We start from the raw sequence: 13,470 nt of genomic DNA on the forward strand, positions 1-13,470 counted from the left end.
GCTACGGCATTCGCGGGGGGGTGGCCGACGGTCATGCCCAGCGAGGGTGTCGCCAGGGGCCCTCCCCCCCCCCCCCCGCGCGTTCCTCCTGCCGGCCGGCCGGGATGTCGTACTCGGCGGGGGCTCACCCGATGTCGACCACGCGTGCCCAGTCGGGCGGCAGATCCGGCACGTAATCGGGGTCGTCCTCGTCCCACGACCCGTCGGCTCCCTGCCGGGGGAAGAGGCCCACGACCGTCCGGCACGGCGGCCGCGTGGCCGGCCACGGCGTCTGGCCGTCGGTCAGGACGACGATGACATCGGGGCGCGGATTCACCCGGAGCGCCTTGGCGAAGCCCGTACGCAGATCCGTGCCGCCGCCGCCCATCAGCGGAATGCCTTCACCGCGGCAGAGCGGGTGCACGAGCCGGGCGGACGCGTCGCACGGCAGCACGGTCACCAGGTCCCGACGGCCGCCCACGGCACGGGAGATCGCGGCGACTTCCAGGAGCGCGCTGCCCAGTTCGGCGTCGCTGACCGAGCCGGAGGTGTCGATGACCACGCAGACCCGAGGCGGCCTGCGCCGCAGGCTCGGCAGCACGACGCCGGGCACCCCGGCCGAGCGCCGCGCCGGCCGGCCATATGTGTAGTCCTCGCCCACGCCGGGGCCGGAGGCCGCCGACCGGACGGCCGCGCCCAGCAGCTCCCGCCACGCCTGCGGCGGATGGAACGCCTCCTCCGCCCACCGCTGCCAGCTCTTCGGGGTCCTGCCGGGCCGGGCGGTGATGCCCTGCGCCACCCGGAACCGCACCGCGTCCCGTTCCTGCGCGCTGAGTCCGTGCGCGCCGTCCGGGCCCAGCTCCCACTCCCGTTCCAGCCCGTCGGCGCCGCTGCCGCAGTCCAGCCAGGCCATGGCCTGCGTACGCGGACCGAGCCGGAACTGGCGCAGGTAGTCCTCCATGAGCTCCCCTTCGGCAAGCCCCAACGTCCCCGGCGACACGGCACCCTCGGGCCGGACCAGACCGTCACCGAACACGTCGTCGTTGATCTCGCAGTCCGCGGCGATGTTCATCCGCAGCCGTTCCCCCGGACCGGTCAGACCGCGCTCCCGCGCCACCCGGTCACTGCGTCCGTGGTGGTCGCGCAGCAGGTGGGACACCTCGTGCACCCACACCGCGGCCAGTTCCTCCACCGGCGTCCCGGCCACGAAGCCGGGTGAGACGTAGCACCGCCAGTGCCGGTCCACGGCCATGGTCGGCACCCGCCGCGACTCGACGGTGTGCAGGGCGAACAGGGCCGTCGCCAAGTACGGGCGGGCCCGGGCCGCTTGCAGCCGGGCGGCGAAGAGCTTGTCGCGGTCCAGCGCTGACAGGGCTCCCACCGTGTCCGGGATCATCGGCCGGCCTTGGTGGCCACCCGGGCCCGGGCCGCCGCGCGGTCGGCCCGCTGGGACAGGGACACCGTTCCGGCGAGGCGCTCGATCGACGCCGGTACGTCCCAGTCCGCGCGGCGCAGCGAGGCGAGCGTCGTCGCGGGGACGACGACCAGGTCAGGGGCGCCGGTCTCCACCGCCCGGACCAGGAGCGCCCACGCCGCGTCCCAGCGGGACTTCTCCGGCCTCCCGCGCACCGCCTCCACCACGCCGTCGAGTACGGCCTGGCGCAGATCCCCCCGCTCGGGCAGGGCGGCGCCCGCCGGGTCGGCGAGCAGCACCTCGGGGTCCGGGAGGTCCATCCGGTCCAGGCCCGCCAGCAGTTCGAGCCCCGGGCCGTCCCCCACGGCGCCCCTGACGAGCAGGGAGAGCACCTCACGGGAGGAGCCGGCGGCGGTCGCGAAGGCGATCAGGCGCAGGGCCGTCTCCCAGCTCCGTGGGGACGGCCAGGCGCCGCCCCGGCGCGCTTCGCCACTGGGCAGCCGGTGGACGAGTCCGGGGCGGGCGGCGAGGAGCCCGCAGACCGCGCGGCGGGCGAAGTCCGCGGCCTCCGGCAGCTTCTGAGGGGCGAGCCGCGGGAGGGTCGCGCGGGGCCAGGTGCCACCGAGGCCGCGTACGACGACCTCGTGGTCGTGGGTCCACTGAAGATGGACGAAGCGGTTGGCCAGGGGCGGACTCAGCTCCCAGCCGTCGGCCGCCGACGAACGCGGGTTGGCGGCGGCCACGATCCGGACGCCGGGCGGCAGCCGCAGGGCACCGATCCGCCGCTCCAGGACGAGGCGGAGCAGGGCGGCCTGCACGGCCGGGGGCGCGGTGGACAACTCGTCCAGGAACAGCAGCCCGCGCCCGGCCCGCACCAGGCGCACGGCCCAGTCCGGCGGGGCCATCGGGACGCCCTGCTCGGCGGGGTCGTCTCCGACGATGGGCAGGCCCGAGAAGTCGGACGGCTCGTGGACACTGGCGATCACCGTGGTCAGCGGCAGGTCGAGGGACGTGGCGAGCTGGGCGATGGCCGCGGTCTTGCCGATGCCCGGCTCGCCCCACAGGAGCACGGGCAGGTCCGCGGAGACGGCCAGGGCCAGCGCCTCCAGCTGGGTGTCGGGGCGCGGCTCGGTGGCCGTGTCCCGCAGCAGGGCCAGCAGGGCATCGGCGACGCCGAGTTGGGAGGAGGGGGGCTCGGTGGGCGCGAGCGGGGTGGACGTGGGCATGTGTGATCACCTTTGGGTTCGTGGCGTACGGAGGAGAGGCGCTCATGGATCATGGTGAGCCGCGTGGGGCCGAGGGCGAACGCCCGCACAGCGGGCCCGGGTTCAGCGAAGGGTCGAGTGACGCGGGCGTGAGCGGCGTTCACGTGAACGCCCTTGGGCCGGCGGGACGCGGTCGGGCGCGGGGCCCGACAGACCGGCCCTGTAGAGCCCGTACGTGATCCGCCCGAGCGCGGCCCTCTCCAGCTCGTCCCGCAGAGCGCCGTCGCGGAGCACCGCGTCGGGACCCAGCAGGTTCTCGACGACGGCCAGCGCACCCGCGGTGTCGCCGTGGTCCAGGCGTTCGCGGACGTCGGCGAGGCAGGACGGATGGCGGTGCGCCGCGTCGATCGCCTGAAGGCAGGGCAGCGGAGTGCCGGACAGCGCGGCCAGCAGCTCCTCCCGCCGGATCTCGGCCGGATCGTGGTCCAGCGCGGTCAACACCCCGTTGACCAGGCCGATGTGGTGTTCGGCCCCCCGGCACTTCACCGGCCGCGGCTGTCCTGCCCGCCGGAGCGCGGGGGAGGGGCCGGTCGGTGAGCAACCCGGGGCCAGCGCCGATGCGACCAGCGGGTGCAGCCGCTCGACGTCGATCGAACCGGTGCGGACCAGCTCCAGGTCGGGCGGCACCCAGGTCGCCGCGTCGGGCAGGACCGGCAGCGTGGAGGCGCTGCCGTCCGTGGGCGCGGGCGTGATCCGCGGGTCGACGGCGGGCTCGGTGCGGCCCGGGACGGGGTCCAGGACCAGCCGGTGCCGGGCGTCGACCCGCACGAGGACCGGGCCCGAGGGCCGCCCTTCGGCGCGGAGCAGGAGGTCCGCCTCGGCCGCCCAACGGTCGAGGGCGTACGGGTGCCCGTGTCCACGTCCGTCCGGCAGTGCGTCCGCGCCCACCACGGGGCTGCCCTCACTGGGCGGTCGATCGGCTCCGGAACGGGTCCGCAGCTCATCCGCCCTGCGCGCGTCCCACAGATGTCGGTGCAGATCGAGGCGGAACCGTCGGCTGGGACGCGGATGCGGGTGGTGCGAGGCGCCGGCATCGAAGCGGGAGCCCGCGCCGGAGCGGGAGCCGTCCCACAGCGCGAGGCTGATCCGCTGACCGGACTCGGCCCATGTCGGTGCCGTCCTGGCCACGAGGTACAGGGGGCCCGCGCCGCCGCGCCCCGCGTCGGCGTACCGCGCCAGGGCGATGGTCAGGCCGGGGCGCAGCAGTCCGTCGGGAGCGATCCTCGGCATGTGCCAGCGCAGGAGGTCCGGAGCCAGGTGACGCAGGTCGTCCCGGAGCCGGGCCGCGAGTTCCGTGCCATGGGTGCGGGCAACGGAGCGCGGATGGAGGTCGAGGTCGAAGTCCGCGGCGGCGCACGCCCCCGCCCAGTCGCCGACATGGCGGCGGGCGGTCGCGGACTCGATCATGGGCAGCGGCACGGCGAACTCTCGCACGCGCGACCAGAAGGAGAGGCGGGAATCCCCGCGCGCTGTGTGAGTGAGCATCAGCACTCACCTTGCGCGGACGGGGCCCCCAATCTGTGAACAGAGTGAGTCGTCATCGCGGCGATCGTAGCGCTCTCCAGTTCGATCTACCAGGTGATTTCGGCGAGACGGAAGCCGCGGCTGAAGGCATCGCATCACCGGGGGCAACCCATAAGGCAGCCTTATGGGGTCATAAATCTGACCCGGCTACTTACTTAGGCATGCCTTAGCTTAGGCTTCCCGGTGAGTACCTGATCACCGCTCGAAGGGAACTGAACATGCCTCGCCCTCTGCGGGTAGCCATTGTCGGAGCCGGCCCCGCCGGGATCTACGCTGCCGACGCGCTGCTGAAGTCGGCGGTGGCTGTCGAACCCGGTGTGTCGATCGACCTCTTCGAGCGGATGCCGGCCCCCTTCGGTCTGATCCGTTACGGCGTGGCCCCCGACCACCCCCGCATCAAGGGCATCATCACGGCCCTGCACCAGGTGCTCGACAAGCCCCAGATCCGGCTCTTCGGCAACGTCGACTACCCGAACGACATCAGCCTCGACGACCTGCGCAGCTTCTACGACGGGGTGATCTTCTCCACCGGTGCGACGGCCGACCGCGCCCTGGACATACCCGGCGTCGACCTCGACGGCTCGTACGGCGCCGCCGACTTCGTGTCCTGGTACGACGGCCACCCCGACGTGCCGCGGACCTGGCCGCTGGAGGCCGAGAAGGTCGCCGTCCTCGGCGTCGGGAACGTCGCGCTCGACGTGGCCCGCATCCTCGCCAAGACCGCCGACGAGCTGCTGTCGACCGAGATCCCGCCCAACGTCCACGAGGGCCTGAAGGCCAACAAGGCGCTGGAGGTCCACGTCTTCGGCCGCCGCGGCCCCGCGCAGGCGAAGTTCAGCCCGATGGAGCTGCGGGAGCTGGACCACTCCCCGAACATCGAGGTCATCGTCGACCCCGAGGACATCGACTACGACGACGGGTCGATCGCCACGCGGCGAGGCAACAAGCAGGCCGACATGGTCGCCAAGACCCTGGAGAACTGGGCGATCCGCGACGTCGGCGACCGCCCGCACAAGCTGTTCCTGCACTTCTTCGAGTCGCCGGTCGAGATCCTCGGCGAGGACGGCAAGGTCGTCGGCCTGCGCACCGAGCGCACCGCCCTGGACGGCACCGGCAACGTCAAGGGCACCGGCGAGTTCAAGGACTGGGACCTCGGCGCCGTCTACCGCGCCGTCGGCTATCTCTCCGACGAACTGCCCAAGCTGCCCTGGGACGTCGCGTCGGGCACGGTTCCCGACCAGGCTGGCCGGGTGATCGAGGAGACCGGCGAGCACCTCGGCTCGACGTACGTCACCGGCTGGATCCGGCGCGGGCCCGTGGGGCTCATCGGACACACCAAGGGCGACGCCAACGAGACGGTCGCCAGCCTCCTCGACGACCACAGGAACGGCCGTCTGCACACCCCCGAGGCGCCCGCTCCGGAGGCCGTGGACGCGTTCCTCGGGGAGCGGAACGTCCGCTTCACCACGTGGGACGGCTGGTACCGCCTCGACGCCGCGGAGAAGGCGCTGGGCGAGCCGCAGGGCCGCGAGCGCGTGAAGATCGTCGAGCGCGAGGACATGCTCGACGCGAGCGGCGCCTGAGGTCTCCCACCCGGGTCGTCAGCCGAGGTGACGCGTGTCGCCCAGGCTGACGACCTGCCGGTTGTGGAAGAAGTCGTCCTCCCGCAGCACCGTGATGCTGCCGGAGGGCGCCCGGAAACTGACCGAGCCCAGCGACTCGTACGGCATCCTGATCCAGGCCGCCACGACGAACGTCAGCGCGAAGCCGTGCGTCACGACGATCTGGTGCCCGCCGGGGCGGCGCAGCAGCTCGTCCATGGCCGCGTAGACGCGCCGCGCGCACTCCCCTCTCGTCTCGGCGCCCGCGACGCCCTCCTGGTGGCCCATCCGGTCACCGTCGGCCGGCGGCGGGACGAACCGCCGGTCCAGCCACTCCTGCGGCCGCCCCTCGGCCTCCCCGTAGGACTTCTCCCGCAGTCTGCGGTCCAAGGACGTCTGTACGCCGAACAGTTCCGCCGCCGCCTGTGCCGTCTGCCGGGCGCGTCGCAGATCAGGAGATCAGCTCCACTTCCGCGCCCTCGGGGATCCGGGCCCGCAGCGCCCCGGCGATGGAGGACGCCGCGCTCCGGCCCGCCGCGGTGAGGTGCGAGTCGTGCCAGCCGCCGACCACGCGCTCGACGTGATGGGTCGCCTCCGGGTGGGCGATGACGTACATGCTGCGCATCAGTGCCTGCCTTTCCTGCGGGTACCCACCATGCGTGACGCGTGGCTGATTCCCTGTGCCCGAAGCCGAGTCGGCGCCCGGCGGACGTACCATGACCGTCGATCGGGGGCGGGGTCGCAGCGAGGGGCCGGAGAGCGGGGAACACGGAGCGGGGGCGGTGCGGGGCAAGACCCATGGAGATGGGCGTGGACACGGACATGCACTACCGCTTGCTGGGGCCGGTCGAGGCATGGCGCGAGGGGCGCCGCCTGGCGCTCGGCGGCCCCAAGCCCCGCGCGCTGCTCGCGGCGCTCCTCCTGGAGCCCGGCCGTGTGGTCTCCGCCGACGCACTGATCGACGCGATCTGGGGCGACCGGCCGCCGGACACGGCACGCTCCCTGATCCAGTCGTACGTCTCGGCACTGCGCCGCGCGCTGTCCGCCGACGTGATCGAGACACAGCCGCCCGGCTATCTGATCCACGCCGACGCCGACGTCGTCGACCGCGCCGCGTTCGAGCGGCTCACGGGACAGGGGCGGCAGGCGGCCGCCGCGGGCGACCACGCCGCCGCCGCCCGGCTCCTGAGCGAGGCCCTCGCGCTCTGGCGCGGCCCCGCCCTCGGCGGCATCGGCGAGACCCTGCGGGCCATGGCGGATCAGCTGGAGGAGGCCCGGCAGGCGGCCCTGGAGGAGCGGATCGCCGCGGACCTCGCCCAGGCCGGCCGGGAGACGGAACTGGTCGCCGAACTCACCGCCCTCGTCGCCACCCACCCCACGCGGGAGCGGCTGCGCGGCCAACTGATGCTCGCCCTCTACCGGTTGGGGCGCCAGGCGGACGCGCTCGCGGTGTACACGGAGGGCCGCGACGTACTCGCCGAAGAGCTGGGCATCGACCCCGGGCCGGGGCTCCGGGCGATGCACGAGGCGATCCTGCGGGCGGACGAGGAGCTGCTGCCCGCCGCCCGGATCACACCGGTGGCCGGCGACACCGCCGTCGGCGAACGCCCGCGCCCCCACGACGCGGGCCCGCCGCCCGCCCCGGCCCTCCTGCCGCCCGCCATCGGCGACTTCACCGGACGTGAGGCGCAGCTCAGCGAGGTGCGGGCCGCCCTGACCGGCCCCGGGCCGCGCGAGGCCATGCCCGTCGTCGCCGTCACGGGACCCGGCGGCGTCGGCAAGTCCGTCCTGGGCGTCACCGCCGCGCACCGGGTCGCCGAGGCCTACCCGGACGGGCAGCTCTACGCCGAACTGCGCGGCGCCACCGACCCCGTGGCCCCCGGCGAGGTGCTCGGACGCCTGCTGCGCGCCCTGGGAGCCGATCCCCCCGAGGGCGACGCCGAGCGCAGGGACCTCTTCCGCAGCCTGGTCGCCGGGCGCCGCGTCCTGCTCGTACTCGACGACGCGGGCAGCGAGTCACAGGTGCGCCCGCTGCTGCCGGGCAGCGCCACCTGCGGCGTCCTGATCACCGCGCGCGCCCGGCTCGGCGCCCTGCCCTGCACCCACCGCACCGACCTCGACGTGCTCGACACACGGCCCGGCGCCGACCTGCTCGCCCGGGTCGCGGGCGAGTGGCGCGTGCGCGACGAGCCCGACGCCGTGCGCCGCGTCGTCGAGCTGTGCGGCGGCCTCCCGCTGGCCCTGCGCATCGCCGGGGCCCGCCTCGCGACCCGCAAACACTGGACGGCGCGCACCCTCGCCGAGCGGCTCGCCGACGAACGCCACCGCCTGGACGAACTGTCCGTCGGGGACCTGGAGGTCCGCGCCGGACTCGGCCTGAGCTACCGGGCCCTGGACGCCCCCGCCCGCACCGCGCTGCGCCGCCTCGGCCTGCTCGCCGCGCCCGACGTCGCCTCCTGGGTGATCGCCGCCCTGCTGGACGTGCCGGAGACCGAGGCGGAGCGCGTCGTGGAGCAGCTCATCGACGCCCAGCTGCTGCACTGCACCGTCGTCGACCGCGCCGGACAGGCCCGGTACAGGCCGCACGACCTCGTACGGGTCTACGCGGCCGAACGCGCCGAGGCCGAGGACACCCCCGCCGAACGCTCCGCCGCCATCGGCAGGGCGCTGGGCGCCGGGCTCTGGCTCACCGGCCGCGTCGCGTCCGCCACACCGTCCGGCGCCGTCGAACTGCACCGCGGCTTCCTCGACTCGGGCGGCCCGGTCGGCGCCGCGTCCGACGCCATGCGCCACCTCGTGCGGCCCGTCGGGCCCGACGCCACCCGGCGGGCGCTCGCCGACCCGGCCGCCTGGTTCGAAGCCGAGGCCGACGCGTTCGCCGCCGCCGTCGAACGCGCAGCCGCCTACGACCTGCACACCCTGGCCTGCGAGGCCGCGGCCGCCCTCTGCTCGTCCGCGTACGCCGTCGGCAACCGCTTCGAGGCCTGGTGGCGCAGCCACGACGCCGCCCTGGCCGCCGCCCGCCGCGCCGAGGACCGCTCCGGCGAGGCCCTGCTGCTCATCGGTCTCGGCCAACTCCGCTACGAGCAGGACCGGTTCGACGAGTCGCAGGTCTACTTCCGCCAGGCCGCCGGGCTCTGCGCCGAACTCGGCGACGGGCGCGGCCGGGCCGCCGCCCTCGCCGGACTCGGCAGCGCCCTGCGCGAAGCGGGCCGGCTGCGCGCCGCCCTCGACGTGCTCGGCCGGGCGGTCGAGGGCTTCCGCGGTCTCCAGGACGATCCGGGGCTCGGGCTCTCCTGCCGGTTCGCCGGCACGGTCCACCTCGAACTGGGCGAACACGAGCAGGCGTTCACCCTCCTCGACGAGTCGCTGCGGGCCTACCGCAGCCTCGGCAGCCGCCGCGGCGAGGCGCTCACGCTGCGCTCGATCAGCCTGGTGCACCGCGCGCTCGGCGCGTACGAGGAGGCGGAGGAGCTGTCGGACCGCGCGGTGGACCTCCTGCGCGTCATCGGCGACCCGCTCATGTCGGCGTACGCGGTGCAGGCGCGGGCCAAGTGCCGCTTCCGGCTCGGCAGGTGGGCCGAGGCGGGCACCGATCTGCGGGACGTCCTCGCCACCTGCCGCTCCCACCACGACCGCTTCGGCGAGGCGCTCGCCCTGCGCACACTCGGCGAGTGCGAACTGGCCGCAGGACGCCCCGACGCCGCCGAGAAGCACCTCACGGCGGCGGCCACGCTCTGGGCCGCCCTGGAGCTGCCGCTGCCCCGGGCCCGCACCCTGCGCGACCTCGCCGCCGCGCGTGAGGCCCTGGGCGAACGGGACCAGGCGCTCACGCTGCGCGCCGAGGCACAGGAGGTCTTCACCGCGTACGAGGCACGAGAACGGGATGAGGGGGACGGCTGACCGTCCCGGCCGTGGCTCGGGGACGACTTGGCGCGGTTTTGCAGAGAACTTGCAGCGCCTTGCGGGACGCTCTACGTGTCGGCGGCGCCAAAGGGTCGACAACACGGGGGACGAATGCAACGGGGGATCTAACGGGGGAAAGGTCACTGTTGCCTCGCACGGCCCATACGACCGCGACAGTCGGCCGTATGGGCCGTACTTCGCGTGGAGCCACTGCAAGGCGGGGGACTCCGGGGGCGGGCCGTGGCCCGCCCCCGGAGCTGTGCCCGTCACTCCTGCCACGAAGGGGCCGAGCATGCCGCCGATCATCCTCATGAACGATCCACGCGTGGTCGGCATCCCGGTCCACGAGTGCGGCGAGGCCCTCGTCGACCTGCGCCAGCTGCCCTTCGTCGATGTCGACGAGCGTCTCGCCGACCCGGCGGGGGCCTACGCCCAGCTGCGCGAGGGCGTCGTCTGGCGGCTCGCCCGCGCCGCCCGGCTGCTGCCCGAGGGCCTGCGCCTGCTGGTCACCGAGGGCTACCGCCCGCTCGACCTGCAGATCAAGTACTACGAGGAGTACGCCGCCGAACTCAGACGCGCCCACCCCGACTGGTCGGCCGACCACCTCCACCGGCAGACGAGCCGCTCCCTGTCACCGCCCGAGGTGGGCCCGCACGTCGCGGGCGCCGCCGTCGACGTGACGCTGTGCACCACGGCCGGGACCGAACTCGACCTCGGCACACCGGTGAACGCCAGCCCCGAGGAGAGCGAAGGCGCCTGCTACACCGAGACCGACCGCATCTGCGCCGCGGCCCGCCGCAACCGCCGCACACTGAGCGCGGCACTGGCCACGGCGGGCCTCGTCAACTACCCCACCGAGTGGTGGCACTGGTCGTACGGCGACCGCTACTGGGCCCACACGACCAGCGCACCCACCGCCCACTACGGCCCGGTGACGTTCGGCGCGCGCACCGGGCCGCAGGGCGTGTCGCCTCACGCCTAGGCCCTGCCCGGCTGACCCTTCTAGCCGAGGGGCACGTCCAGGCGCGCGCGGCGGTGGCTGAACGCGGCGATGGAGTGCGGGCCGTGGTAGCTGCCCATGCCGCTCTCGCCGACGCCGCCGAACGGCAGGTCCGGCACGCGCAGGTGCGCCATCGGCAGCCCGAAGCCCAGCCCGCCGGACGAGGTCTCCGCGGCGAGGCGCCGCCGGGTGGTCTCGTTCTCCGTGAAGCCGTAGAGGGCGAGCGGCTTGTCGCGGTCGTTGATGAAGGCGATGGCCTCGTCCAGGCCGGCGACCTCGACGATGGGCAGGACGGGCCCGAAGATCTCCTCCCGCATGACGGGGTCCTCGCCCGTCACCCCGGCCAGGACGGTCGGCGCGATGTACACGTCGTCGCGGTCGGTGCGCCCGCCGAACACCGTCGTCCCGGAGTCGAGCAACGCGGCGACGCGGTCGAAGTGCCGCTGGTTCACCATGCGCCCGTACGCCTCTGACGACTGCGGGTCCGGGCCGAACATGCCCTCAAGGGCCTCGGCGAGGGCGACTTCGAGGGCGCGGGCGGTGGCCGGGTCGGTCAGGACGTAGTCCGGCGCCACGCACGTCTGCCCCGCGTTGCGGAACTTGGCGTCGGCCAGGCGCGTGGCGACCGTGGTGATGTCGGCGTCCCGGTCGACGAACACCGGGGACTTGCCGCCCAGTTCCAGCGTGACGGGGGTGAGGTGCTCGGCGGCGGCGCGCATCACGATGCGGCCGACCGTGCCGTTGCCGGTGTAGAAGATGTGGTCGAAGCGCTGGGCGAGCAGCGCCGTGGTCTCCGGGATGCCGCCCTCGACGACGGCGACCGCCTCCGGGTCCAGGTACCGCGGCACGAGACGGGCCATCAGCTCCGAGGTCGCCGGGGCCAGCTCGCTCGGCTTGAGGATGACGGCGTTGCCCGCGGCGAGCGCGCCCGCGACCGGCACGAGCGAGAGCTGCACCGGATAGTTCCAGGGCGCGATGACAAGGACGGTGCCCAGCGGCTCGTACTGCGTACCGGCCGTGGACCCCTGCGGCAGTCCGGCGAGGGCCTCCTGGTCGAGCGGCGTCGGGGTGAGCCACTGGGCCAGATGGGCCAGCGTGTGGTCGATCTCGTGGACGGGGAGGTCGACCTCGGCGGCGTACGCCTCGGGGCGGGGCTTGCGCAGATCGCTGTGGAGGGCGTCGGCGATGGCCTCGCGGTTCTCGGTGAACAGGGCGCGCAGCCGGGTCAGCTGCTCCTCGCGCCAGGCGAGGGGCCGGGTGCGGCCGGTGGCGAAGGTGGCGCGCAGCCGGGCCACGAGGGCCGCGGTGTCCTCGCTGCCTCGGGTCTCTTCGGCGGGGGTGGCGGCGGTGGTGGTCATCAGGATGTTCCTCGGGGGGTGCTGGGAGAAGAGTGGGTGTGAGGGGTGTGGGCGGCGCCGAGCAGGCCCGTCACGAGGGCGGCGGTCGCCGGGGTAAGGAGGTCGCGGGCGCGGGGCGTCGCTTCCAGGCCGACGACCATCGCGACGCAGATGTCGGCGGCCTCGGACGGCTCGACGCCCTCCGTGGTGCCCGCCTCGGTGAACAGGGCGATCAGGAGGTGGCGCAGCTCCGAGGTGGACGCCGTGCAGATCTCGCCGAACAGCCGGGCCTTCCCGTCGAGCAGCTCCGTGGCGTGCGGGGAGTCCCCGGTCAGCTGGAGCACGAGGTCGAGCTTGGCGGCCAGGACGCCGTACAGCCGCTCCCCGTAAGGGGCGTCCGCCTCGGCCGCCTCCCGGGCCCGCCGGAGCGCCTGCTCGTGGAGGCGTCCCGCGAGCCTGCGGAAGGCGTCGTCCTTGCTGCGTACGTACTGGTAGACCGCTGACCGGGACACGCCCATGGTGGCGGCGATGTCGTCCATCGTGGTGCGTCGCGCGCCGTACCGCGTGAGGCAGTCGTAGGCGGCGTCGAGGACCTCGTCGAGCCGGTCGGTGCCCATGGCTCAGGCCAGCTTCTTCAGCAGCTCGGCGGCGAGCGGGGCGGAGGAGGCGGGGTTCTGGCCCGTGACGAGGTTGCGGTCGACGACCACCTTCGGGGCCCACGGCTCACCCTCCTGGAAGTCGACGCCGATCTCGACCAGGCGGTCCTGGAGCAGCCACTTGGCCTTGTCGGCGAGGCCCGCCCGGGTCTCCTCGGCGTTGGTGAAGCCGGTCAGCCGGTACCCGGCGAAGACGTTCGAACCGTCGGCCTTCGTGGCGGCGAGCAGGGCGGCCGGGGCATGGCAGACCACACCCAGCGGCATGCCGATCTCCAGCGCCAGGGCGAGCAGCCTGCCGGAGTCGGCGTTGACCGCGAGGTCCTCCATGGGGCCGTGACCGCCGGGGTAGAAGACGGCGGCGTAGTCGGCGAGGTCCACTTCCTCCAGCTTGACGGGGTGCTGCAGCTCGGTGAAGGAGTCGAGCGCGGCGGCGACCTTGTCGGCGCCCTCCTGGCCGCCGTTGGCCTCCGGCGCGAGCGAGCCGCGGTCGACGGTGGGGACCACGCCGCCCGGGGTGGCGACGACGATCTCGTGGTCGGCCGCCTTGAACGCCTCGTAGGGGGCGACGGCCTCCTCGGCCCAGAAGCCGGTCGGGTGCAGGCTCCCGTCGGCCAGCGTCCAGTGGTCGGCGCCGGTGACAACGAAAAGGATCTTCGACATGGTGGTCTCCGAGGGTGAGGAGGTTCAGTGGCTCTGACGTTTCATGCGCAGAACGTCAGTACGGCGATGTCTCGACGGTAGACCGATCGGACATAACTATCCAATGCGGAAATAAATACGAGGTATCG

The 13,470-nt window shown here is 73.9% G+C and carries 11 protein-coding genes; 3 read left to right on the top strand and 8 right to left on the bottom strand.

Features of this window, described 5'->3' with window-relative positions; genetic code table 11:
• Window positions 1-124: 124 nt before the first annotated feature.
• The 3 genes from ACWDVB_RS20110 to ACWDVB_RS20120 form a co-directional block, all read right to left on the bottom strand.
• On the bottom strand, window positions 125-1,375 hold the full coding sequence (locus ACWDVB_RS20110) for a vWA domain-containing protein (protein WP_451514833.1): 1,251 nt from the start codon (window positions 1,373-1,375) through the stop codon (window positions 125-127).
• A complete protein-coding gene (locus ACWDVB_RS20115) occupies window positions 1,372-2,619 on the bottom strand; it encodes an AAA family ATPase (RefSeq protein WP_451514832.1) in 1,248 nt (415 codons plus the stop codon). The genes ACWDVB_RS20110 and ACWDVB_RS20115 overlap by 4 nt, the downstream gene beginning before the upstream one ends.
• A gap of 102 nt (window positions 2,620-2,721) precedes the next feature.
• Window positions 2,722-4,143 carry a hypothetical protein gene (locus tag ACWDVB_RS20120; protein WP_451514831.1) on the bottom strand — a complete coding sequence of 474 codons (1,422 nt, stop codon included), beginning with the start codon at window positions 4,141-4,143 and terminating at the stop codon, window positions 2,722-2,724.
• 257 nt (window positions 4,144-4,400) lie between these two features.
• Here ACWDVB_RS20120 and ACWDVB_RS20125 point away from each other — a divergent pair, with 257 nt between their 5' ends.
• A complete protein-coding gene (locus ACWDVB_RS20125; protein ID WP_451514830.1) occupies window positions 4,401-5,765 on the top strand; it encodes an FAD-dependent oxidoreductase in 1,365 nt (454 codons plus the stop codon).
• A gap of 18 nt (window positions 5,766-5,783) precedes the next feature.
• Here the strand turns inward: ACWDVB_RS20125 and ACWDVB_RS20130 are convergent, their stop codons facing one another.
• Together ACWDVB_RS20130 and ACWDVB_RS20135 are read right to left on the bottom strand one after the other, a co-directional pair.
• Window positions 5,784-6,233, bottom strand: a complete 450-nt coding sequence (locus tag ACWDVB_RS20130) for a histidine phosphatase family protein (protein ID WP_451611984.1) — start codon at window positions 6,231-6,233, stop codon at window positions 5,784-5,786.
• A 1-nt stretch (window position 6,234) separates the two neighbouring features.
• Window positions 6,235-6,408 (bottom strand): histidine phosphatase family protein, encoded by a 174-nt coding sequence (locus tag ACWDVB_RS20135; protein WP_451514829.1) that lies wholly within the window; start codon window positions 6,406-6,408, stop codon window positions 6,235-6,237.
• A gap of 185 nt (window positions 6,409-6,593) precedes the next feature.
• Between ACWDVB_RS20135 and ACWDVB_RS20140 the strand changes: the two genes are divergently transcribed.
• Together ACWDVB_RS20140 and ACWDVB_RS20145 are read left to right on the top strand one after the other, a co-directional pair.
• Window positions 6,594-9,686 (top strand): BTAD domain-containing putative transcriptional regulator, encoded by a 3,093-nt coding sequence (locus ACWDVB_RS20140; RefSeq protein WP_451514828.1) that lies wholly within the window; start codon window positions 6,594-6,596, stop codon window positions 9,684-9,686.
• Between the two features lie 295 nt (window positions 9,687-9,981).
• Window positions 9,982-10,671, top strand: a complete 690-nt coding sequence (locus tag ACWDVB_RS20145; protein ID WP_451514827.1) for a M15 family metallopeptidase — start codon at window positions 9,982-9,984, stop codon at window positions 10,669-10,671.
• Between the two features lie 20 nt (window positions 10,672-10,691).
• Here the strand turns inward: ACWDVB_RS20145 and ACWDVB_RS20150 are convergent, their stop codons facing one another.
• From ACWDVB_RS20150 to ACWDVB_RS20160, 3 genes are read right to left on the bottom strand one after another with little or no spacing between them, the layout of a single operon-like run.
• Window positions 10,692-12,047, bottom strand: a complete 1,356-nt coding sequence (locus ACWDVB_RS20150; protein ID WP_451514826.1) for an aldehyde dehydrogenase family protein — start codon at window positions 12,045-12,047, stop codon at window positions 10,692-10,694.
• Window positions 12,047-12,643: a TetR/AcrR family transcriptional regulator gene (locus ACWDVB_RS20155; protein WP_451514825.1), complete on the bottom strand. Its 597-nt coding sequence runs from the start codon at window positions 12,641-12,643 to the stop codon at window positions 12,047-12,049. The genes ACWDVB_RS20150 and ACWDVB_RS20155 overlap by 1 nt, the downstream gene beginning before the upstream one ends.
• A gap of 3 nt (window positions 12,644-12,646) precedes the next feature.
• The gene (locus tag ACWDVB_RS20160; RefSeq protein WP_451514824.1) at window positions 12,647-13,342 is read right to left on the bottom strand and encodes a type 1 glutamine amidotransferase domain-containing protein; all 696 of its coding nucleotides are present in this window, start codon (window positions 13,340-13,342) and stop codon (window positions 12,647-12,649) included.
• Window positions 13,343-13,470 lie beyond the last annotated feature (128 nt).

Source organism: Streptomyces sp. NPDC003379 (assembly GCF_053589195.1).

What these genes read in the sequence shown, in the direction of transcription:
- ACWDVB_RS20155 (WP_451514825.1), bottom strand. Translation starts at nt 12,643, where the DNA reads ATGGGCACCGACCGGCTCGACGAGGTCCTCGACGCCGCCTACGACTGC.
- ACWDVB_RS20120 (WP_451514831.1), bottom strand. Translation starts at nt 4,143, where the DNA reads ATGCTCACTCACACAGCGCGCGGGGATTCCCGCCTCTCCTTCTGGTCG.
- ACWDVB_RS20150 (WP_451514826.1), bottom strand. Translation starts at nt 12,047, where the DNA reads ATGACCACCACCGCCGCCACCCCCGCCGAAGAGACCCGAGGCAGCGAG.
- ACWDVB_RS20135 (WP_451514829.1), bottom strand. Translation starts at nt 6,408, where the DNA reads ATGCGCAGCATGTACGTCATCGCCCACCCGGAGGCGACCCATCACGTC.
- ACWDVB_RS20115 (WP_451514832.1), bottom strand. Translation starts at nt 2,619, where the DNA reads ATGCCCACGTCCACCCCGCTCGCGCCCACCGAGCCCCCCTCCTCCCAA.
- ACWDVB_RS20110 (WP_451514833.1), bottom strand. Translation starts at nt 1,375, where the DNA reads ATGATCCCGGACACGGTGGGAGCCCTGTCAGCGCTGGACCGCGACAAG.
- ACWDVB_RS20125 (WP_451514830.1), top strand. Translation starts at nt 4,401, where the DNA reads ATGCCTCGCCCTCTGCGGGTAGCCATTGTCGGAGCCGGCCCCGCCGGG.
- ACWDVB_RS20145 (WP_451514827.1), top strand. Translation starts at nt 9,982, where the DNA reads ATGCCGCCGATCATCCTCATGAACGATCCACGCGTGGTCGGCATCCCG.
- ACWDVB_RS20160 (WP_451514824.1), bottom strand. Translation starts at nt 13,342, where the DNA reads ATGTCGAAGATCCTTTTCGTTGTCACCGGCGCCGACCACTGGACGCTG.